The organism is Sphingomonas paucimobilis NBRC 13935 (genome assembly GCF_000739895.2).
Taxonomy (GTDB): Bacteria; Pseudomonadota; Alphaproteobacteria; order Sphingomonadales; family Sphingomonadaceae; genus Sphingomonas; species Sphingomonas paucimobilis.
Window position 1 is genome coordinate 161,529 of the sequence record NZ_BBJS01000014.1, and the last position, 20,906, is coordinate 182,434.

Genomic DNA, 20,906 nt, shown 5'->3' on the forward strand with positions numbered 1-20,906 from the left:
AGGACGGGTTGGGTGCCTTAGTTACAGCGCCCGCGCATAGACGACATCGTCGTAAACGGCTTCGCCCACCCGAAACTGGCGCGTGCCGGTCAGCGTGAAACCTTCCCGCTCGTAAAAAGCCCGTGCCTGCTCATTGATGCCGAGCACTCCCAGCAGCATACGGCGCCGGCCGAGCGCCCGGGCGTCGTCGATCGCCCTGGCCATCAGCTTGTGGCCAAGACCCGTGCCGCGGGTCAGCGACAACGCGTAGATACGGCGGAGTTCGATATCATGCGCATCCGTCTCGATCGGCAGATCGGGGGGCACGAGAAGCGTGTAACCAACGGGTGCGGCCCCATCGGGATGCTCGGCCAGGGTGGCCACGCAGTTGGCGTCGGCGATCCACGCATCGAATTTGGCGGCCGAGCTGTTGAGGGTGCAATGGCGCACCATGTCGGGACCGGCGATGATCCCGGCAAAAGTCTCGAGGAAGCTGGCGGCCGCGACGAGCGACAGCGCGGGCGCATCGCCCGGCCCCGCCCGCCGCAGCCGCCAGGTCATCAGCCGACGATTTCTTCGGGCTTGAAGAAATAGGCGATCTCGATCTCGGCATTCTCGTCCGAGTCCGAGCCATGCACGGTGTTGGCTTCGATCGACTCGGCCAGTTCCTTGCGGATCGTGCCCGGCTCGGCGTTCGCCGGGTTGGTCGCGCCCATGATGTCACGGTTGCGCTGCATGGCGTTCTCGCCCTCGAGCACCTGCACGACGACCGGACCCGAGATCATGAACTCGACCAGATCGTTGAAGAAGGGACGCTCCTTGTGGACCGCGTAGAAGCCCTCGGCCTGCTCGCGGGTCATCTGGATGCGCTTCGAGGCGACGACGCGCAGGCCGGCTTCCTCCAGCATCTTGGTGACGGCGCCGGTCAGGTTGCGGCGGGTGGCGTCGGGCTTGATGATCGAAAAGGTACGGTTCGCGGCCATGATGGTCACGCAGCTCCTGAAATAGGTGTTGGCTGGAAGTGGCGCCGCCCTAGTCGGGGCTCGGGCGCAATGCAATGTCTTATGGAAATCGCAAGCCTCCCCGACACGGGAAGGTGGCAGACCGAAGGCCTGACGGCGGGGATGTACCGCGAGGGTTGTCCTTCGTGGAGAGCCCCCTCCACCAGCTTCGGTGGTCCCCCTCCCCGTAAGCGGGGAGGATCACGTCACGCCGCCTGTTCCCAGCGGCCCTGGTCGTTCTGTTTCCAGTAACGCCGCTCCACCCCGTCGCGGTCGGCCAGCGCACGCCAGGCCGACCGGGCCTCGGCAATGCGATCGCCGTCGAAGAAGTGGAAGGCACGGTCGAAGGTCAGCGCGTCGTCCCGCCATAGGCCATCCGCCAAGGCGACATGGCGCGCGCCGTTGGCCGGATGAACCTCGGCCGCGATCAGTACCGGCTGGGCACTGTCATTCCCCTCGCCCGCCTGGGCATGGGGCAGGAAACTGTCCGCCGGCACCATCCAGAGCTGACGATCGAGCGCCGCACGCTGGTCGGCATCGCCGCTGACGATCAGCAAACGGCCGCCGCCCGCCATCACGCGATCGGCGATGACGGGCAGCAGCCGATCGAGCGGCGCCATGGTCAGATGATAGAAGTCGACCTGCATCGGCGCCGCTCCTGTTGGCTCAGGCTTCGAACCGGTCGGCGACGAAGCGGTCGAGCAGGCGGACGCCATAGCCCGTGGCGCCCTTGTCATGGTTGACGCCCGGCTTGTCCGACCAGACCATGCCAGCAATGTCGAGATGCGCCCATGCGACGCCGTCATTGATATAGCGCTTCAGGAACTGCGCCGCCGTGATCGAGCCGCCGCCACGCGGGCCGACATTCTTCATGTCGGCGATCTGGCTGTCGATCAGCTTGTCATAGGCATCGGACAGCGGGAAGCGCCACAGCTTCTCATCGGTCGCCTTGCCCGCCGCGAGCAGCGATTCGGCCAGCGAATCGTCATTGGCGAACAGACCGCCATGTTCATGGCCCAGGCTGATGATCATCGCGCCGGTCAGCGTGGCAAGATCGACGATGGTCGAAGGCGAATGCGTCTTCTGGACCCAGGTCAGCGCATCGCACAGGACCAGGCGCCCTTCCGCGTCGGTGTTGATGACCTCGATCGTCTGACCCGACATGGAAGTGACCACGTCACCCGGGCGCTGCGCATTGCCGTCGGGCATGTTCTCGACCAGACCCATGACGCCGACGACATTGGCCTTGGCCTTGCGCGTGGCGATCGCCTTCATCGCGCCCGCGACCGCACCGGCGCCGCCCATGTCCCACTTCATGTCTTCCATGCCAGCGGCCGGCTTGATCGAAATGCCGCCGGTGTCGAAGGTCACGCCCTTGCCGACCAGCGCCAGCGTCGGGGCATCGGCGGCTCCGCCATTCCACTTGAGGACTAGCAACCGGCCTTCGCGGACCGAACCCTGGCTCACGCCCAGCAGCGCCCCCATGCCCAGATCGCGCATCTGCGCCTCGTCCAGCACGGTGACCTCCAGACCCAGCCCCTCGACGTCGTTCAGGACGCGCTCGACAAAGCTTTCCGGATAGAGCTTGTTCGGCGGTTCCGACACCAGTGTCCGGGTCAGTTCCAGCCCGCCGTTGACGGCATGGATCGCGGCATAGGCGGCTTCGGCCTCCGCTGCCGCGCCGACGATGGCGATTCGCGTCAGGGTCGGCCGGGACGTCTCGGGCAGCTTGGTGCGATAGACGTCATAGCGCCAGGCGCGCTGCACGGCCGCACCGGCAAAGGCCGTCACGGCATCGAGCGAGGGCGCGGTGGCCAGTGCGTTGAGGTGGACCGACGCGCTCGACGCCTGAGTCAGCAGCTTGGCCGTCAGCGCGCCGCCGGCCTTGCGCCAGTCGGTCTCGCTGCCCGAACCGACGCCGAGCAGGACAACGCGGCCGACCTTGCCGTTCCCCGGCACGAAGACTTCCAGCGTCGAACCGGCATCACCCTTGAACGTGGACGCCTTCGCCGCCAGCGGGGCCAGGTCCGCGATCTCCGCTACACCCCATTGCGCCCGGTCGATGCCGTCCTTCTCGATCGGGAAAACAAGGACATCGTCCGCTTGCGCGACGGAAGAGAAGGCGATCTGCATGGGAAACCCCTGATGAACAAATAACTGTTGCTACCATCTAGGCACTGGGGCGAGCGTGGCAAGCGCGCGATTGCAGCGAACGTCCGGTGATGCGATAGGCGGACCATTCGCGCCGTCACCCTGCCGGGGGGAGGCTTTCATCATGTCGGCAAGGACGGATCTGGTATCATCGTGTTGCGAATGACCCTTTTGACCGGCAGCGCGCTGCCCCTCGCTCTTTTCGCAGCCCAGCCCGCCTTTGGCCAGGACCTGCAGGATCGACCGGCGTCGCCGCCACCCGCGGACAGCCCCGCGCCCGAAAACCCCGACCAGGTGCGGTTCAGCGCCGGGCAGCTCGAATATGACATCAATGCCGATATCGTGACGGCGACCGGCGATGTCCGCATGAACCGCCAGGGGGAAAGGCTGCGCGCCGACAAGGTTACCTGGAACCGTAAGACCGGTAAGGTGCTGGCCACCGGCAATATCGCCGTGACCAACCCGCAGGGCGACATCGCCTATGGCGACCAGATCGAGCTGACCGATTCGCTGAAGGACGGCGTGGTCGACAATATGCTCGTCGTGCTGGAACAGGGTGGGCGCCTGGCGGCGGTCCGGGGTACGCGTCAGGAGAACGGCACGGTCAATCTCGAACGTGCCGCCTATACACCCTGCGCCGTCGAAACATCGGAAGGATGCCCCAAGGAACCGTCCTGGAAGATCACCGCCGTCCGCGTCACCTATCGCCCTGATCGCGAACGCGTCTATTTCAACGGCGCGCGGCTCAATCTGTTCGGCCTGCCCAGCATTCCCCTGCCCCGCCTGTCCGCCCCGATCGGGTCGGGCGGCGACAGCGGCTTCCTGACCCCCGATATCCGGCTCGACCGCGTCAACGGCATCGAGGTGGCGGTGCCCTATTATTGGCGGCTCGCCCCCAATCGGGGCCTGACCGTCACGCCGCACGTCTTCACCGCCGTGCTGCCGATGATGGAGGCGCAATATGAGGCGCTCAATTCGCTCGGCGCCTATCGGATCACCGGCTACGCCACCGCCAGCCGTCGCAGCGACGACCTCAACACACTCAACCCGACCGATACGAGCCAGGCGTTTCGCGGCTATCTCGACGGTGTCGGGCGGTTGCAGTTCTCGCCCGAATGGAGCCTGTCGGGCTCGCTGCGTCTGACGACGGATCGCACCTTCCTGCGTCGCTACGATATTTCGCGAGACGACCGGCTGCGCACGACCGCCAGCCTGGAGCGCATCGACCAGAACAGCTATTTCGCGATCAACGGCTGGTACGTCCAGACATTGCGCGTCAACGATCCGCAGGGACAACAGCCGATCGCGCTGCCCGAGATCGATTATCGCCGCCGGTTCGACGATGGGCTGGTCGGCGGCAAGTTCGAGCTGCAACTCAACACGCTGGCGATCAGCCGTACCCAGGGCCAGGATACCCAGCGCGCCTTTGCTAGCATGCGTTGGGATCTGCGCCGCCTGACCAATTGGGGTCAGGAAGTGACCTTTACCGCCTATGCGCGCGGCGATGCTTATAACGCCAACAACATCGCCACGACGCCGCTTATCTATCAGGGGCTGGAGGGCTTTCAGGGCCGCGCGATCGGTGCGCTCGCGGTCGATGTGAAATGGCCGTTCGTCGGCGAGCTCTGGGGCGGGACCCAGCGTTTCACGCCGCGCGTCCAGATCGTCGCCAGCCCCAAGATCCGCAATATCGAAATCCCGAACGAGGATGCGCGCGCGGTCGATCTGGAGGACTCTAACCTCTTCGCGCTCAACCGCTTCCCCGGCTATGACCGGTTCGAGGACTCGACCCGCATCACCTATGGCGCGCAATGGGCGCTGTCGCTGCCGGGCTTCACCTTCGACACGCTGGTCGGGCAGAGCTTCCGCCTGAACGACCGGCCGACGATCCTCTATCCGGGCACGGGCCTGTCGGATCGCTGGTCCGATATCGTCGGGCGTACCGAATTGCGGTTCCGAGATTTCGTGTCGCTGACCCACCGCTTCCGCATCGACAAGGACACGTTCGCCGTTCGCCGCAACGAGCTGGACGCGACAGTGGGTTCGCGTTCTACCTATGTGCAGGCGGGGTATATCCGCCTCAACCGCAACATCTTCACTTCGATCGAGGATCTTCAGGATCGCGAGGAAATCCGGCTGGCGGGGCGGGTGCAGTTCGCGCGCTTCTGGTCGGCGTTCGGATCGACCGTCGTCGACCTGACCGACCGTTCGGAAGACGCGCTGTCGCTGTCCAATGGTTTCGATCCGATCCGACACCGCGTCGGCGTGCAATATGAGGATGATTGCCTTCGCCTTGGCTTCACTTGGCGACGTGATTACGTAAACACGGGGGACGCACGCGCGGGCAACAGCTTCCTGTTGACGCTGGCGTTCACCAATCTCGGCCGCTAAGCCCCTATTCAGCATGCTCGACCCATATCGCGACGGTTACGCGCCCCATGCAGGCGTGATGAGGATCACAAACACGGTGAAGCAGGACATTCGTATCAAGGGCCGTTTCTTCCGCGGGGCTGCCGCCATGATGCTGGCAGCGGTCGCGGCCGGCGCGCTGGCGCAGACGGTGCCGGACCAGACGGTGCCCGAAACCGGCGGTCTGGACATTCCTTCCAATCTTCAACTGTTCGGAAAGCTGGACCCCAATGTCCGCAAGCCGACCGCGATCGTCAACGACACAGTCCTGACCGGGACCGATCTGGACCAGCGCATGGCGCTGGCCATGGCGCTGAACAATGTTACCAAGCTGTCGCCCGAGGATCGCGACCGGCTGCGGATGCAGATCCTGCGGCAGTTGATCGACGAGACGTTGCAGATTCAGGAAGCAAAGTCCGCCGAGATCACGGTGACCGCGCCTGAAATCGACCAGGCCTATGCCCGCTTCTCGCAGCAGTTCGGCAAGACGCCGACGCAGATGACCGCCTTTCTGCGCCAGGTCGGATCGTCCGAGCGCTCGATGCGCCGCCAGATCGAGGGCGAGCTGGCATGGAACCGTTACCTCCGTAAGCGCGTCGAGCCGTTCATCAATGTCGGCGACGAGGAAGTGAACGCCATTCGCGCCCGGCTGGAAGCGGCCAAGGGTACCGAGGAATATAATCTCAAGGAAATCTTCCTCTCCGCCAATGAGGCGACACAGCAGCAGGTCTTCGCCAATGCGCGCCAGATCATCGCCGAAATCCAGAAGGGGCAGCAGCCCTTCGAATATTTCGCGCGCAGCTTCTCCGAAGCCTCGACGCGCGCGGTGAACGGCGATCTGGGGTGGGTCCGCGCCGCGCAGTTGCCGCCCGAGCTTCAGTCCGCCGCGCAGTCGATGCAGGTCGGGCAGGTTGCCGGGCCGATCCCGATTCCGGGCGGCTTCTCGATCCTGTACCTGACGGACAAGCGGCAGGTGCTAACTGCCGACCCGCGCGATTCGCGCCTGTCGCTCAAGCAGCTGACCATCAAGTTCCCGGCCGGCACGACCCAGGCGCAGGCAACCGCACGTGCCGCCGATTTCGCCAAGGCGACGCAGGCCATTCGCGGTTGCGGCGACGTGGAACGCGTGGCGACCTCGCTCAAGGCCGAGGTGGTCGACAATGACCAGGTCACCATCCGCCAGCTACCCGCACCGCTGCAGGAAATCCTGCTGAAGATGCAGATCGGCCAGGCGACGCCGCCCTTCGGCTCGCCCGAACAGGGCGTCCGCTCGCTGGTGCTGTGCGACCGCGAGGAACCGCGCTCGGGCAATCTGCCGACCAGCGACCAGATCCAGAACCAGGTCGAGCAGCAGCGGGTCAATCTGCGCGCGAACCAGAAGATGCGCGATCTTCGCCGCGACGCGGTCATTGAGTATCGGTGACCGACGCATGAGCATGACCCGGCCTCTGGCGATCTCCATGGGCGATCCCGCCGGCATCGGGCCGGAGATCATCGCCAAAGCCTGGGCCGTGCGGCATTCGGCCGGGCTGCCCCCGTTTCTGGCGGTCGGTGACGCCCGTGCGATCGAGAAGGTGTGGGACGGCCCCACCGTCCGCGTCAGCGACATCGGCGCGGCGGTGGCGGCGTTTGATCAGGCACTGCCGATCCTGTCGGTCGACGATGCGGGCGAAATCACCCCGGGCCAGCCGGATGTCGAAGGTGCACGCTGTGCACTCCACGCCCTCGAACTCGCGGTCGGGCTGGTCCGCTCGGACGCGGCCTCCGCGCTGGTGACGGGGCCGGTCAGCAAGGCGCAGCTTTACGATATCGGCTTCACTCATCCCGGCCAGACCGAGTTCGTCGCCGAGCGTTGCGGTGTGGCGGGGGCTAATGCGGTGATGATGCTCGCGGGGCCCTCGCTGCGCGTCGTGCCGATCACCACCCATGTCCCGCTGGCGGCGGTGTCGGGCCTCTTGTCGATCGAGTTGATCGTCGCCAAGGGTCGCGCCACGGCACGGGGCCTGTGCCGCAATTTCGGGATCGAAGCGCCCCGCCTCGCCTTTGCCGGGCTCAATCCCCATGCCGGGGAAAGCGGCTCCATTGGGCGCGAGGAGATCGAATTGATCGAACCCGCGATTGCCCAACTCCGTGCCGAGGGGATCGATGCGACCGGGCCGTTCGCGGCCGATACGCTGTTCCACCCGCGCGCGCGGACCGCTTATGACGCGGTGCTGTGCTGCTATCACGACCAGGCACTGATCCCCATCAAGACGCTGCATTTCGACGAGGGGGTCAATATCACGCTGGGTCTGCCGCTCGTCCGCACGTCGCCCGATCACGGCACCGCTTTCGGTATCGCCGGGCAGGATCAGGCCCATCCCGGCGCGATGATCGCCGCCATCGCCATGGCAGGAGAGGCCGCGCGTCGTCGGGCCAGCCTCGCCAACTGACATGGACCCGATCACGCCCCTGCCCCCCTTGCGGGATGTCATCGCGCGCCATGGCCTGTCGGCATCCAAGTCACTGGGTCAGAATTTCCTGTTCGACGGGCAGTTGCTTGCGCGGATCGCCGCCATTCCCGGTGATCTGACCGATCAGGAAGTGCTGGAAATCGGTCCCGGTCCGGGCGGTCTGACCCGCGCGCTGCTGATGGCGGGAGGACGTGTCACCGCGATCGAGCGCGACCGGCGTTGTATCCCGGCGCTGGCCGAATTGTCCGAGGCGTTCCCGGGGCGATTGCGAGTGATCGAGGGCGACGCCCTTCGCGTCAACGCGCCCGAGCTGTTCGAGGGAAAGCCGCACATCGTCTCCAACCTGCCCTATAATGTCGGCACGCCGCTGCTCGTCGGGTGGTTGTCGGGTGCATGGTTGCCCTGGTGGCAGTCATGCACGCTGATGTTCCAAAAGGAAGTCGCCGAGCGCATCGTCGCGGCGGCAGACCAGTCGGCTTATGGACGGCTTGCGGTTCTGACCCAGTGGCGCAGCCAGGCACGGATCGCGATGCCGGTCCACCGCTCCGCCTTCACCCCGCCGCCCAAGGTCATGTCGGCGGTTGTTCACATCACCCCGGCCCCGGCGCCCGAGGGTGTCACCTTCCGGACGCTGGAGCGGCTGACTGCCGCTGCCTTTGGCCAGCGTCGCAAGATGCTGCGCCAGAGCCTGAAGCCCATACCGGGTGCGGTCGAGGCTTTGGAGTCGATCGGCATCGATCCCGCACGACGTGCGGAGACATTGTCGGTGGCGGAGTTCGTCGCCTTGGCCAGGGCGCTGGGGTAGCGGCTGGTTACGCGTGGCCTGCCGTCACGCGTACGAGTGACATCCCGACCCTCCGTTCAGCCTGAGCGAAATCGAAAGCCACGCTTTACCATCTCAGCTAGGCCGGGCGGAGCGGCGATGACATCCCTTGGCCTTCGACTTCGCTCAGGCCGAACGGAGGGCGGGGAAAAGGCCTCTTGGCCCCGCCCAACTGATGAACCCTCAGTTCTTGGCAGGCACCTTGGTTTCCACCTGTGCCGTCGTCACCGGCGGCGGTCCCTTGGCAATGACGGCGGCGAGCGCGGTGGCATCGGCGCAGTCCTGTTTGCACAGGGTCTTGATCTTGTTCAAATTATCCTTGGCCCGCGCGACGGCGCCGCGCTTCACCAGCGCCTCGCCCTGCCCCCGGAGCGCGCGCAGGTCATTGGGCTCCAGCAGCAACGCCTCGCGGTACAGGCGGATCGCCTTCCCGGGCAGGCCGCGCGCATCCGCCACTTCGGCGAGCAGGATGAAGGCGCCCCGATTGCGCGGATCGACGGTCACCGCCGTCTCCAGCGTATCGGTCGCGCCATCCAGATTTCCGGCGGCCTTTTGTGCCCGTCCCTGTTCCAGCAACTGCATCGAGCGCGCGTCGATCTGCGCATCGGGACGCTGTCCGCTGAGCGAGGTGGTAACGGAAACCACCGCCAGCGCGGCTGCGGCGGCCATGGACGTCAAACGCATGAAGAACTCCGGACTTGGCACTGGACCGGACGCTAGCATGGCGCCCGGAGACAGGCGACAAAAAACCCGTCGGTGCCATGCGTCGCCGGATCGAGCCGATAGCCCGTACCATGCGGCGTCCCGATCACTTGGGCAGGAGCCTCGACCGACCAGCCGGGGTGGCTCTCCAGGAACGCGGCGATCTGATCGCTGCCCTCGGCATCTAGCAGCGAGCACACGACATAGACCATCCGCCCGCCCGGCTTCACCAAGTCGGCCCCTACGCTCATGACCTGGGCCTGCATGCCGCGCAGCCGGTCGAGCCGTTCGGGGGTCAGCCGCCAACGCGCCTCGGGATTGCGCCGCCATGTGCCGGTCCCCGAACAGGGCGCGTCGATCAGCACGCCATCAGCCTTCGCGATCCAGTCGGAGAGCATTTCCCGCTCGCGCCCCGGATTGAGCAGACGGCTTTCGACGATCGTCACCCCAGCCCGCTCGGCGCGTGGGGCCAGTCGCTGTAGGCGCGCCCGATCGATATCGCAGGCGAGCAGCGCGCCGCGATTGTCCATCGCCGCGCCGATCTGCAACGTCTTGCCCCCGGCACCAGCGCAGAGATCGACCAGCCACTCGCCCGGCTGCGGGGCCAGTGCCGCGCCGACCAACTGGCTGCCCTCGTCCTGCACTTCGATCAGCCCGGCGCGATACAGGTCCGATTGCTCGATCGGCGTGCCGTTGGGCAGCCGCAGCCCCAAGGGCGCAAGCGGCGTCGGGGTCGCGTCGGGCCATTCGGCTAGCACCGCTTCCCGTGTCGTCGCCAAGCTGTTGATCCGGACGTCGAGCGGCGCGCGGTCGATCAGCGCCGCCTGTTGCGTCTCGGTCAGACCGGATTGGCCAAGCGCCTCGACCAGCCATGCCGGCGCCACGCCGCCCGCCGCGCGGGGTTCCGCTGCGTCGATGGGCGCCGGCCCGTGAGGCGATCCATCGAAATTCACCGCTAGGGCGGGATCAAGATCGGCCAGCGCCAGCACCGCCGCACGACCGCTCGCCGGCACGGGGCCGGCCTGGCGGATGGCGGCATAGACGAGTTCGCGCACCGCACGCCGATCCTTCGATCCGGCATAGCGGCGCGTTGCGAAATAGCGGGCGATCAGCGTGTCGGCGGCCGCACCACCCGCCGCGGCGGAGGCGATGATCGCGTCGAGCAACTCGATCGCCGCCTGGGTCCGGGCAGCGGGCGTCACGAACGGGCGTCCGTCAGATCAGCGAGTCGGATAATTGGGGGCTTCCCGCGTGATCGTCACGTCATGGACGTGGCTTTCCTTGAGGCCCGCGCCGGTGATCTGGACGAACTGCGCTCGCTCGCGCAGGTCCTTCAGGGTCGCCGAACCGGTATAGCCCATCGCCGCCTTGATGCCGCCGACCAGCTGATGGATGACGTCGCGTGCCGGGCCCTTATAGGCGACCTGGCCCTCGATACCCTCGGGCACCAGCTTCATCTGATCCTTGATATCGCCCTGGAAATAGCGGTCGGCCGAACCACGGCCCATCGCCCCGACCGAGCCCATGCCGCGATAGGACTTATAGGCCCGACCCTGGTACAGGAAGGTTTCGCCCGGCGCTTCCTCGGTCCCCGCCAAGAGCGAGCCGACCATGCAGGCGCCCGCACCCGCCGCCAGCGCCTTGGCCAGATCGCCCGAGGTGCGCAGGCCGCCATCGGCGATGACCGGCACGCCCGACTTCCAGCCTTCCTCGGCGCAGTCCATCACGGCGGTCAACTGCGGCACGCCGACGCCGGCGACGACGCGGGTGGTGCAGATCGATCCCGGCCCAATGCCGACCTTCACCGCGTCCGCGCCCGCATCGATCAGCGCACGGGTGGCGGCGGCGGTCGCGACATTGCCCGCGATTACCTGCACCGTGTCGGACAGCTTCTTCGCCGCCTCGACCGCACGCGCAACGTCGCGGTTATGGCCGTGCGCGGTGTCGATGATAACGCAATCTACTTCGGCCTCGATCAGTGCACGAGTCCGCTCGAAACCCTTTTCACCGACAGTCGATGCCGCGGCGACGCGCAGACGCCCCGAACCATCCTTCGTCGCCGAGGGATAGGTCACCGCCTTCTCAATGTCCTTCACCGTGATCAGGCCCACGCAGCGATAGCTGTCATCGACGACGAGCAGCTTCTCAATCCGGCGCGCATGCAGCAAGCGACGCGCCTCGTCCTGACCCACGCCAACCTTGACGGTGGCCAGATCCTCATGCGTCATCAGCTCGGAGACGGGCTGCTGCGGGTTCTCGGCGAAGCGCACGTCGCGGTTGGTCAGGATACCGACCAGCCGGCCATCGAACTCGACGACGGGAATGCCGCTGATCCGGTGGCGCGCCATCAACGCCTGCGCCTCCGATAGGGTCGCGGTGGGCGAGATGGTGATCGGATTGACGACCATGCCGCTCTCGAACCGCTTGACCTGCCGCACGGCGGCGACCTGCTGTTCGACGGTCAGGTTGCGGTGGAGCACGCCCATGCCGCCGAGCTGCGCCATGACGATCGCCATGTCGGCCTCGGTCACCGTATCCATCGCCGCCGACAGGACGGGGATGTTGAGCGCGATGGAGCGGGTCAGTTGCGTGCGCGTGTCTGCGGTGCTCGGCAGAACGTCGGACTCCTGGGGCACGAGGAGCACGTCGTCGAAGGTGAGGCCGAGGCGGATATCCATGGGGCTGCCAAATCCTGCGGAGGGAACAAGTGGCGGGCCATGTAACCAAAGCGAGCCATTCACGCTAGGCCCTTGCTGCACCGCCATGCTAGGATCGCACCAGATCGATGGAGTGGGAGGGATGTCGATGGGTCTGATCGTCGCCGCGCTGGCCGTATTGCTGGTGCTGTTATACCTGATGATGTCGATCAAGATCGTCCGTCAGGGATATCAATACACCATCGAACATTTCGGCCGTTATACCGGCACCGCCGTGCCCGGCTTCAACTTCTACCCCGCCTTTTTCTATCGCGTCGGGCGGCGGGTGAACATGATGGAGCAGGTGATCGACATTCCGGGACAGGAGATCATCACCAAGGATAATGCGATGATCTCGACCGACGGGGTCGTCTTCTTCCAGGTGCTGGACGCACCCAAGGCGGCCTATGAGGTGTCAGACCTCTATGTCGCGCTGCTCAATCTGGTTACGACCAATTTGCGCACGGTGATGGGGTCGATGGACCTCGACGAGACCTTGTCGAAGCGCGACGAGATCAATGCGCGCCTCCTGAACGTCGTCGATCATGCGACGACGCCCTGGGGGGTGAAGATCACCCGTGTCGAGATCAAGGACATCCGTCCCCCGGTCGATATCGTCAACGCCATGGCCCGCCAGATGAAGGCCGAGCGCGAGAAGCGCGCCAATATCCTGGAGGCGGAGGGCTCGCGCGCGTCCGAAATCCTGCGCGCCGAAGGGCAGAAGCAGGCCCGCATTCTGGAAGCCGAAGGGCGCCGCGAGTCGGCCTTCCGCGACTCCGAGGCGCGCGAGCGCGCGGCCGAAGCCGAGGCCAAGGCGACTCGCGTCGTGTCCGACGCGATCGCGCAGGGCGGCACCCAGGCGATCAACTATTTCGTCGCGCAGAAATATGTCGAGGCGGTCGGCAAGTTCGCCACCAGCCCCAATGCCAAGACGATCCTGTTCCCGGTCGAGGCAACCCAGTTGATCGGCACGCTCGGCGGCATCGGCGAACTGGCCAAAGACGCGCTGGCCGGCAACAAATCCGGGACCGTCACCGCGGCGAACGCGACTCCCAAGCGCGGGCCGTTCGACCAGCCCGGTTCGTGACGATCGGCGACATCGACCCCGCCGCGCTCTGGCTGGCCGGCGGACTGGCGCTGGGCATCGCGGAACTCTTCGTGCCGGGAGTCTTCCTGATCTTCCTGGCGATTGCGGCCGGCGTCACGGCGCTGACTGTCTGGGCCATTCCCGAACTGCCGGCGGTGCTCCAGCTTGTCGAGTTCGCCGTCTGGAGCGTCGTATGCGTTGTCATCGGACGGTGCTGGTATCGCGATTTCCCAGTGGACAGCGATGCCCCGGTCCTGAACGAACCTGCACGGCGGTTGCGTGGGCAGGTGGTCACGGTGACGACGCCAATCATCAGCGGTGAGGGGCGCGCGCGGCTGGGCGATGGTGAATGGCCGGTGCGGGGACCGGATGCCGGGGCGGGGACGCGGTTACGAGTCGCGCATGTCGAAAACGGCGTGCTGCTGGTCGAGCCTCTGTCGGATTGAGGCTGATGCTCGGGCGTGGCCTTCGACTTCGCTCAGGCGGAACGGCGGTTGGTACGTGATTCCACAATCCGTTCAGCCTGAGCGAAGTCGAAGGCCAAGGAAGGGCACCTGCCAGAAGCGCCCTCCCCCGACCAACTTTACGCCGCGACTGTCACCTTCGGCGCTGCCACGCGGACGCCTTCGTCGACATGATCGGCGAATTGCTGGAAATTCTCGTTGAACAAATCGACCAGCTTGGCCGCCGTCGCGTCATAGGCAGCCTTGTCGGCCCAGGTATCACGCGGGTTGAGGATCGCGCCATCGACGCCCGGCACCGAGACCGGCACCTGGAAGCCGAAATTGGGATCGGTGCGGAACTCGACTTGGTTCAGGCTGCCGTCGAGCGCGGCGTTGAGCAGTGCGCGGGTCGCCTTGATCGGCATGCGATGGCCGACGCCGTACTTGCCGCCGGTCCAGCCGGTGTTGACCAGCCAGCAATCGACGCCGCCCTTGGCGATCCGCTCCTTCAGCAGATTGCCATAGACCGAAGGATGGCGCGGCATGAACGGCGCACCGAAACAGGTCGAGAAGGTCGCATCCGGCTCGGTCACGCCAATCTCGGTGCCCGCTACGCGTGCGGTATAGCCCGACAGGAAGTGGTACATGGCCTGTTCGGGCGTCAGCTTCGCGATCGGCGGCAGGATGCCGTAAGCGTCGGCCGTCAGCATCACGATGTTGCGCGGCACGCCCCCCATATTGTCCTTCGACGCATTGGGGATGAAGTCGATCGGATAGGCGCCCCTGCTATTCTCGGCCAGGCTGCTGTCGTTCAGGTCGAGCTGGCGCGTGACCGGGTCCATCACGACGTTTTCGAGGACGGTGCCGAAGCGCTTGGTGGTCGCGAAGATCTCCGGTTCGGCTTCGGGCGACAGACGGATCATCTTGGCATAGCAGCCGCCCTCGAAATTGAAGACCGCCGTGTCCGACCAGCCATGCTCGTCATCGCCGATCAGCGTGCGGCGGGCATCCGCCGACAGCGTCGTCTTGCCGGTGCCCGACAGGCCGAAGAACACCGCCGTCGATCCGTCGGCACCCATGTTCGCCGAGCAGTGCATCGGCATCACGCCGGTGGTCGGCAGCAGATAGTTGAGCAGGCCGAAGACCGACTTCTTCATCTCGCCGGCATAGCGCGTGCCACCGATCAGGATCAGCTTTTCGGTCATGTTGACCGCGATCACCGTCGACGAGCGGCAGCCATGGCGTGCCGGGTCGGCGCGGAAGCTGGGCAGATCGATGATCGTGTATTCGGCCGCGAACTCACGTAGTTCATGCTCTTCGGGGCGTACGAGCATCGTGCGGATGAAGAGGTTGTGCCAGGCGAGTTCGGTGACGACGCGAACGCGCACCCGGTGCTCGGGCTGCGAACCGCCATACAGGTCCTGGACGAACAGGTCTTCCTTCTGGCCCAGCGCGGCGAAGAAATCGGCTTTGAGGGCTGCGAAATCATCCGGGCTCATCGGTTTGTTGGTCTTGCCCCACCACACGGTGTCACGGGTTTCGTCGTCACGGACCATGAACTTGTCCTGCGCCGAGCGGCCGGTGTGCTCGCCCGTCTCGACGACCAGCGGGCCATCGGCCGACAGCTTGCCCTCGCCGCGTGCGACGGCGGTCTCAATCAGCCGCGCGGTGACGAGGTTCCAGTGCAACGTGGCACGGGTTTCGATGCCCTGCGCCTGAAGCCCGATCTCCGGAATCCGTTCGTTCATGTGAAGCGTCCTCATTCCCGTTGGCACCCGTCGGCGGAGCCGAATGGTACCCTTTGTTATCACACGTGAATACGTATGCGCTGACCGCCTCTTAGCTCAAACGTTTAACACGTCAAACACCCTTAAATACGAAGACGGTTGAGCCGTGTCCCGCTTTGGCCTAACCGAGGGACATGGCCGATCGCTTGCCCGGAAAGTCCCCCGCATGACCGCGACGATCGCGTTGGTCGATGACGACCGGAACATCCTGACTTCGGTGTCGATTGCACTGCAGGCCGAAGGGTTTCTGACGCGCATCTATGCCGATGGCGAAGCCGCGCTGAAGGCGTTGATCGACAATCCGCCCGATCTGGCGATCTTCGATATCAAGATGCCGCGCATGGACGGGCTGGAACTGCTGCGCCGCCTCCGCGAAAAGAGTCAGATCCCGGTGATCTTCCTGACCAGCAAGGATGACGAGCTGGACGAGGCGCTTGGGCTGGCGATGGGCGCGGATGATTATATCGCCAAACCCTTTTCGCAGCGGCTGCTGATCGCCCGCATCCGCGCCATCCTGCGCCGCTCCGAGGGAAGCAGTCAGACGCCCGGCACACCAGCGGCTGAGGTGCAGGGCCCCCTCACCCGTGGCCAGCTCGCGATGGACCCGGCGCGCCACAAGGTGACGTGGAAGGGCGAGCCGGTCACGCTGACCGTCACCGAGTTCCTGATCCTGGAAACACTGGCGCAGCGCCCCGGTATCGTGCGTACCCGCAATCAGTTGATGGATGCGGCCTATCAGGACGATATCTATGTCGACGACCGCACGATCGACAGCCATATCAAGCGCCTGCGCCGCAAGTTCCGACAGGTTGACCCCGAGTTCGACGCCATCGAGACGCTCTATGGCGCCGGCTACCGATTCTCCGAGGAGTGACGCCCCCGACCTCGCGCTGCGCTGGTCGGGCCAGATTTCGCTGACCCAGCGGATCCTGGCGCTCAACATCTTCGCGTTGCTGTTGCTGGCGGGGGGTTTTTTCTATCTCGATTCCTACCGTACGCGGCTGCTCGACAATCGGGTGGCACAGGCGGTGCGCGAGGTTCGGCTGATCGGCGAAGCCTTGACCTCGGTCCAGCCGGGCGAGCGCGATGCGCTGATCGCGCGGCTGGCGAAGGATACCGGCGAGCGGCTGCGTCTTTTTGATGCCAGCGGCCGGTTGATCGGCGACAGTCGCGCGCTGGGCGTTCGCAACTTCGTGCTGCGCGATCCCGACAAACAGGGGCTGGGTCAGGTGATCGCACGCTTCCTCGATGCCGGAATCGACACGGTCGTCGGCGCGGCGCGGCCGCCGCTCTATCGCGAACGGCGCGGGGGTGCGGAATGGCCCGACGTCATGGCTGCGCGGCGAGGGACCATCGCCGCCTCGGTCTGGCGCGCACCCGATCGGACGCCGGTGATTACCGCCGCCGCGCCGCTGCCTGCGGGCGGGGCGATCATGACGACCGAAAATGCCCGGTTCATCACAGAGACGGTTCGCATCGAACGCTTCCGACTGAGCGTCCTGCTCGCCCTCGTCGCGCTGATCTCCGTCCTGTTGTCGCTCTTCCTGGCACGCACCATCGTCCGCCCCTTGCGGCGTCTTGCACGGGCAGCGGTGCGCGTTCGCCTGGGCCGCGCGCGCGAGGTGGTGGTGCCCCGCCTGCCCGACCGTCGCGACGAACTCGGCATGCTCGCCCGCGCGCTGTCGGATATGAGCCTGGCCTTGCGCGCCCGGATCGACGCAACCGAGGCCTTTGCCGCCGACGTCACCCATGAACTTAAGAACCCCCTTGCGTCGCTCCGATCCGCCGTCGACAGTCTGGAGACGGTACGTACCCCCGATCTCCAGGCCCAATTGCTCGCCATCGTCCGCGACGATGTCCGCCGGCTCGATCGGCTGATCACCGACATTTCCGACGCCTCGCGGCTCGACGCACAGCTCAGCCGGGCGAAGTTCGACCCCGTCGATCTCCATGCACTCATCCAGGGTATGATCGAACAGCACGAGGCCCGCGGGGTGGAACGCGGCATCCGTCTGCGCTTCGACTCGCCCGAGCCGGGGCCCGCGATCATCGCCGGAGAGGGCGCGCGGCTGGAACGCGTGTTCGAGAATCTCATCGCCAATGCGCTGTCCTTCTCGCCCGATCAGGGCATCGTCGCGATCAGCTTGGCCCGCGAACAGGACGATGTGATCGTTCGTGTCGAGGATGAAGGGCCGGGCGTTCCCGAAGAGGCACGCGAGGCAATCTTCCGGCGCTTCCATTCGATCCGGCCGAGCGAAGAGAGCTTTGGCCGTCACTCGGGTCTGGGCCTCGCCATTGCGCGGACCATCGTCGAGGCGCATCAGGGCTGCATTCATGTCGAGTCGCGTGAGGACCGGATGAGCGGCGCGCGTTTTGTCGTGCGGCTGCCGCTGGCCCCAGGCGCCTGACCCCTGTTCGGAGCCCGATCGTGTCGCCACCCAATGCCGAACTGATCCACGCGACCTGCGTCGCCATCGGCGGGATCGGTGTCCTGCTGCGGGGCCCATCCGGGGCGGGCAAGTCCGATCTGGCCCTGCGTTTGATCGATCGGGGCGCGGTGCTGGTCGGGGATGATTATGTCCACGTCACAGCGCAAGACGGCGTGCTATCGGCCTATGTGCCGAAGACGATCGCCGGTCGGATGGAGGTTCGCGGCGTCGGCATCGTCACCCTACCTTACCAGCCCGAGGCGCCTGTCGGCTTGGTCGTCGATCTGGGCGAGGAGGATCGCCTGCCTGAACCCGCACAAGCGGTCATCGCCGGCATCGCCCTCCCCCTCTTCCGCCTTAATCCCTTTCCCGCCTCGGCCCCGATCAAGGCCGAGCTACTGCTATCGCAGCGCAAGGAGCGCCTCTGATGGATCGCAAACGTATCCTGCTGGTCACCGGCATGTCGGGCGCCGGCACTTCGACCACGCTCAAGACGCTCGAGGATCTGGGCTGGGAGCTGGTCGACAATCTGCCGCTCTTCCTGCTCGACAGCCTGCTCGAAGCGCCCCCGCCTGCCGGCATGGAAGGCAGGAACCGGCCACTCGCCATCAGCCTAGGCGTGCGGACCCGCGATTTCGATCCCGAACAGATCATCGAACGGGTCCGCCGCCTGAAGGACAGCCCGCGCCTCGCCATCGAGTCGCTGTTCCTCAACTGCGGCGGCGAGGAATTGAAGCGCCGCTATGCCGAAACCCGGCACCGCCATCCGCTGGCGCTCGACCGTGCGGCGGACGACGGCATCGCGCACGAACGCGCCCTGCTTGCGCCGTTGCGCGACATGGCCGATCGGCTGCTCGACACCACCAACATGACCAGCAACGACCTGGGCCAATGGGTTCGCGCCAATTACGCGGTCGAGGGGCTTAGCGAGCCGGTGCTGACCGTCATGTCGTTCGGCTTCTCCCGGGGATTGCCTCGCAACGCCGATCTGGTCTTCGACATGCGCTTCTTGCGCAACCCGCATTGGTCGGCGGAACTGCGCCCCGGCACCGGGCTGGACCAGGCCGTGATTGACTATATCCGGCTCGACCCCGCCTATGACACGGTGCTGAGCCAGATCGAGACATTGCTCGACACGGTGGTGCCTCGTTACATTCAGTCGGGCAAATCCTATATCACCATCGCGATCGGCTGTACCGGAGGGAGACACAGGTCGGTCCACGTCGCCGACCGGATCGCGCGAAGGTTGCGCGAAAGCGGTTTTTCCCCCACGGTGGTGCATCGTGATTTGAGTGCCGTGCCGAAAGACTCTCTGGAAGCCGGGCCGGCCAAGCAATGATGGATATGCGTGTCTGACATGATCGGTCTGGTTCTGGTGACGCACGGGCGGCTCGCCGATGAGTTCGTGACCGCGATGGTGCATGTGGTCGGCCCCCAGGAGCGGATCGCGACCATCGCGATCGGCCCGGAAGACGACATGGAGGAACGCCGCGCCGACATCGCCGCCGCGATCGGCGCGGTCGATGCGGGGCGTGGGGTGATCGTCCTGACCGATCTGTTCGGCGGCACCCCCTCCAACCTCGCCATCTCGCTGATGGAGCGCGGCCGGGTCGAGGTGATCGCCGGCATGAACCTGCCCATGCTGATCCGCCTGGGATCGGCGCGCAAGTCGATGCAGGTCGTCGATGCCGTCGCCGCCGCGCGCGAGGCGGGGCGGAAATATATCTCGGTCGCCTCCGAAGTGCTGGGCGAGGCCGCCGCATGACGGAGCAGACGCGGACCGTCCTGATCACCAACCGCCGTGGCCTTCATGCCCGGGCCAGCGCCAAATTCGTCACCCTGGCCTCCACCCAGCCCTGCGAAGTTCGCGTCGGCAAGGATGGCAGCACGGTGACCGGCACCTCGATCATGGGCCTGATGATGCTGGGCGCGGCGATGGGTGACACCATTACGATCAGCGCGCAGGGCGACGGGGCGGGCGAGACGGTCGAGGCGCTAGCGGCGCTGGTGGAAGCAAAGTTCGGCGAAGACTGACATGCCGCGTGAGATTACTGCCTATTCCAACCCACTGATCAAGTGGGTCCGCGATCTGCGCGACAAGCGCCATCGCAAGCAGGCCCGCCAGTTCCTGGCGGAAGGCCTGCGCATCCTGACCGAGGCCAAGGAAACCGGGCGGCTGCCGACCCTGTTGTTCTTCGCCAAGCCATCGGCCGATCATCCCCTGGTGCGCCAGCTGGTCCGCGCGGTCGAACTGGCCGGCGGCGAGGCGATCGAGACGACGCCCGACATCCTGTCCAAGCTGTCGGGCAAGGACAATCCGCAAGCCGTGGTCGGCGTATTCGAGGAACTGGGCACGACGCTGGACATGCTCGACCGTTCGTCGTCGGGCATCTGGCTGGTCGCCGAGCGCCTGCGTGATCCGGGCAATCTGGGGACCATTCTGCGCACCGGCGATGCGGTCGGCGCGGGCGGGCTGATCCTGGTTGGTGAGTGCGTCGATCCGTTTTCCGTCGAGGCGGTGCGCGCGAGCATGGGGGCGCTGTTCACCGTGCCGATCGTGAAGACCGAGTGGCAACCCTTCCTCGACTGGCTGCGGCAGGGGCCGGGTCAACTGGTCGGGCTGAGCCTGGATACCGAGACGGACTATCGCTCAGCCGATTATACCGCCCCGACTTTCCTGCTGACCGGCAATGAGGCGCAGGGCATGCCGGCCGATTATGCGGCGGCGTGCGATGTGCTGGTGAAGATTCCCATGCTGGGCAAGGCCGACAGCCTCAACGCCGCCGTCGCCACAGCGGTCATGGCCTATGAGGTGCTGGCACAGCAGGGCGGCGGCATGGCGGGCTGAACCCAAAGCACCCCCATCCCCGTTGAGCCTGAGCGAAGTCGAAGGCCAAGGGGTGAGCGTGGCCGACAGGTACTCCCTTGCACTTCGACTTCGCTCAG

The 20,906-nt window shown here is 65.8% G+C and carries 21 protein-coding genes; 13 read left to right on the top strand and 8 right to left on the bottom strand.

The window, feature by feature from the left end; all coding sequences use genetic code 11:
* Nucleotides 1-21: 21 nt before the first annotated feature.
* From SP6_RS05410 to SP6_RS05425, 4 genes are all read right to left on the bottom strand, one after another.
* Nucleotides 22-540 carry a GNAT family N-acetyltransferase gene (locus SP6_RS05410; RefSeq protein ID WP_007403252.1) on the bottom strand — a complete coding sequence of 173 codons (519 nt, stop codon included), beginning with the start codon at nt 538-540 and terminating at the stop codon, nt 22-24.
* Nucleotides 540-962: a nucleoside-diphosphate kinase gene (gene ndk / locus SP6_RS05415; RefSeq protein ID WP_007403624.1), complete on the bottom strand. Its 423-nt coding sequence runs from the start codon at nt 960-962 to the stop codon at nt 540-542. Before ndk ends, SP6_RS05410 begins: the two co-directional genes overlap by 1 nt.
* A gap of 224 nt (nt 963-1,186) precedes the next feature.
* Nucleotides 1,187-1,627: a DNA polymerase III subunit chi gene (locus tag SP6_RS05420; RefSeq protein ID WP_007403233.1), complete on the bottom strand. Its 441-nt coding sequence runs from the start codon at nt 1,625-1,627 to the stop codon at nt 1,187-1,189.
* Nucleotides 1,628-1,646: 19 nt separating this feature from the next.
* Entirely contained in the window at nt 1,647-3,113 is a 1,467-nt protein-coding gene (locus SP6_RS05425; protein ID WP_007403229.1) for a leucyl aminopeptidase, read from the bottom strand.
* A gap of 180 nt (nt 3,114-3,293) precedes the next feature.
* Here SP6_RS05425 and SP6_RS05430 point away from each other — a divergent pair, with 180 nt between their 5' ends.
* From SP6_RS05430 to rsmA, 4 genes are read left to right on the top strand one after another with little or no spacing between them, the layout of a single operon-like run.
* Nucleotides 3,294-5,522 carry an LPS-assembly protein LptD gene (locus tag SP6_RS05430; protein WP_007403346.1) on the top strand — a complete coding sequence of 743 codons (2,229 nt, stop codon included), beginning with the start codon at nt 3,294-3,296 and terminating at the stop codon, nt 5,520-5,522.
* A 58-nt stretch (nt 5,523-5,580) separates the two neighbouring features.
* Nucleotides 5,581-6,963 carry a peptidylprolyl isomerase gene (locus SP6_RS05435; protein ID WP_170170834.1) on the top strand — a complete coding sequence of 461 codons (1,383 nt, stop codon included), beginning with the start codon at nt 5,581-5,583 and terminating at the stop codon, nt 6,961-6,963.
* Between the two features lie 13 nt (nt 6,964-6,976).
* Nucleotides 6,977-7,972 (top strand): 4-hydroxythreonine-4-phosphate dehydrogenase PdxA, encoded by a 996-nt coding sequence (gene pdxA / locus SP6_RS05440; protein WP_113667497.1) that lies wholly within the window; start codon nt 6,977-6,979, stop codon nt 7,970-7,972.
* 1 nt (nt 7,973) lies between these two features.
* Nucleotides 7,974-8,798 (top strand): 16S rRNA (adenine(1518)-N(6)/adenine(1519)-N(6))-dimethyltransferase RsmA, encoded by an 825-nt coding sequence (gene rsmA, locus SP6_RS05445; protein ID WP_007403531.1) that lies wholly within the window; start codon nt 7,974-7,976, stop codon nt 8,796-8,798.
* A 201-nt stretch (nt 8,799-8,999) separates the two neighbouring features.
* Here rsmA and SP6_RS05450 read toward each other — a convergent pair whose 3' ends face one another.
* The 3 genes from SP6_RS05450 to guaB are packed head-to-tail and all read right to left on the bottom strand — an operon-like array spanning nt 9,000 to nt 12,196.
* Nucleotides 9,000-9,500 (bottom strand): tetratricopeptide repeat protein, encoded by a 501-nt coding sequence (locus tag SP6_RS05450; RefSeq protein WP_037567511.1) that lies wholly within the window; start codon nt 9,498-9,500, stop codon nt 9,000-9,002.
* A gap of 32 nt (nt 9,501-9,532) precedes the next feature.
* On the bottom strand, nt 9,533-10,720 hold the full coding sequence (locus tag SP6_RS05455; protein WP_007403431.1) for an RsmB/NOP family class I SAM-dependent RNA methyltransferase: 1,188 nt from the start codon (nt 10,718-10,720) through the stop codon (nt 9,533-9,535).
* An 18-nt stretch (nt 10,721-10,738) separates the two neighbouring features.
* Nucleotides 10,739-12,196 (bottom strand): IMP dehydrogenase, encoded by a 1,458-nt coding sequence (gene guaB / locus SP6_RS05460; RefSeq protein WP_007403373.1) that lies wholly within the window; start codon nt 12,194-12,196, stop codon nt 10,739-10,741.
* A 127-nt stretch (nt 12,197-12,323) separates the two neighbouring features.
* Between guaB and SP6_RS05465 the strand changes: the two genes are divergently transcribed.
* The gene (locus tag SP6_RS05465) at nt 12,324-13,301 is read left to right on the top strand and encodes an SPFH domain-containing protein (RefSeq protein ID WP_007403447.1); all 978 of its coding nucleotides are present in this window, start codon (nt 12,324-12,326) and stop codon (nt 13,299-13,301) included.
* Nucleotides 13,298-13,747 carry an NfeD family protein gene (locus tag SP6_RS05470; RefSeq protein WP_007403571.1) on the top strand — a complete coding sequence of 150 codons (450 nt, stop codon included), beginning with the start codon at nt 13,298-13,300 and terminating at the stop codon, nt 13,745-13,747. The genes SP6_RS05465 and SP6_RS05470 overlap by 4 nt, the downstream gene beginning before the upstream one ends.
* Nucleotides 13,748-13,884: 137 nt before the next feature.
* Here SP6_RS05470 and SP6_RS05475 read toward each other — a convergent pair whose 3' ends face one another.
* Nucleotides 13,885-15,492: a phosphoenolpyruvate carboxykinase gene (locus SP6_RS05475; RefSeq protein ID WP_037567508.1), complete on the bottom strand. Its 1,608-nt coding sequence runs from the start codon at nt 15,490-15,492 to the stop codon at nt 13,885-13,887.
* A 205-nt stretch (nt 15,493-15,697) separates the two neighbouring features.
* Here SP6_RS05475 and SP6_RS05480 point away from each other — a divergent pair, with 205 nt between their 5' ends.
* Genes SP6_RS05480 through SP6_RS05510 form a run of 7 tightly spaced genes read left to right on the top strand, consistent with a single transcriptional unit; the run spans nt 15,698 to nt 20,808 of the window.
* A complete protein-coding gene (locus tag SP6_RS05480) occupies nt 15,698-16,405 on the top strand; it encodes a response regulator transcription factor (RefSeq protein ID WP_007403392.1) in 708 nt (235 codons plus the stop codon).
* A complete protein-coding gene (locus SP6_RS05485) occupies nt 16,374-17,939 on the top strand; it encodes a sensor histidine kinase (RefSeq protein ID WP_042468649.1) in 1,566 nt (521 codons plus the stop codon). Before SP6_RS05480 ends, SP6_RS05485 begins: the two co-directional genes overlap by 32 nt.
* Nucleotides 17,940-17,956: 17 nt before the next feature.
* Complete coding sequence (locus SP6_RS05490) at nt 17,957-18,388, top strand: HPr kinase/phosphorylase (protein ID WP_037567507.1); 432 nt, start codon at nt 17,957-17,959, stop codon at nt 18,386-18,388.
* Nucleotides 18,388-19,299, top strand: a complete 912-nt coding sequence (rapZ, locus tag SP6_RS05495) for an RNase adapter RapZ (RefSeq protein WP_007403211.1) — start codon at nt 18,388-18,390, stop codon at nt 19,297-19,299. Before SP6_RS05490 ends, rapZ begins: the two co-directional genes overlap by 1 nt.
* An 18-nt stretch (nt 19,300-19,317) precedes the next feature.
* Nucleotides 19,318-19,725 (top strand): PTS sugar transporter subunit IIA, encoded by a 408-nt coding sequence (locus tag SP6_RS05500; protein WP_007403466.1) that lies wholly within the window; start codon nt 19,318-19,320, stop codon nt 19,723-19,725.
* Complete coding sequence (locus SP6_RS05505; RefSeq protein ID WP_007403440.1) at nt 19,722-19,994, top strand: HPr family phosphocarrier protein; 273 nt, start codon at nt 19,722-19,724, stop codon at nt 19,992-19,994. The genes SP6_RS05500 and SP6_RS05505 overlap by 4 nt, the downstream gene beginning before the upstream one ends.
* A gap of 1 nt (nt 19,995) precedes the next feature.
* Entirely contained in the window at nt 19,996-20,808 is an 813-nt protein-coding gene (locus SP6_RS05510) for a TrmH family RNA methyltransferase (protein WP_007403262.1), read from the top strand.
* Nucleotides 20,809-20,906 lie beyond the last annotated feature (98 nt).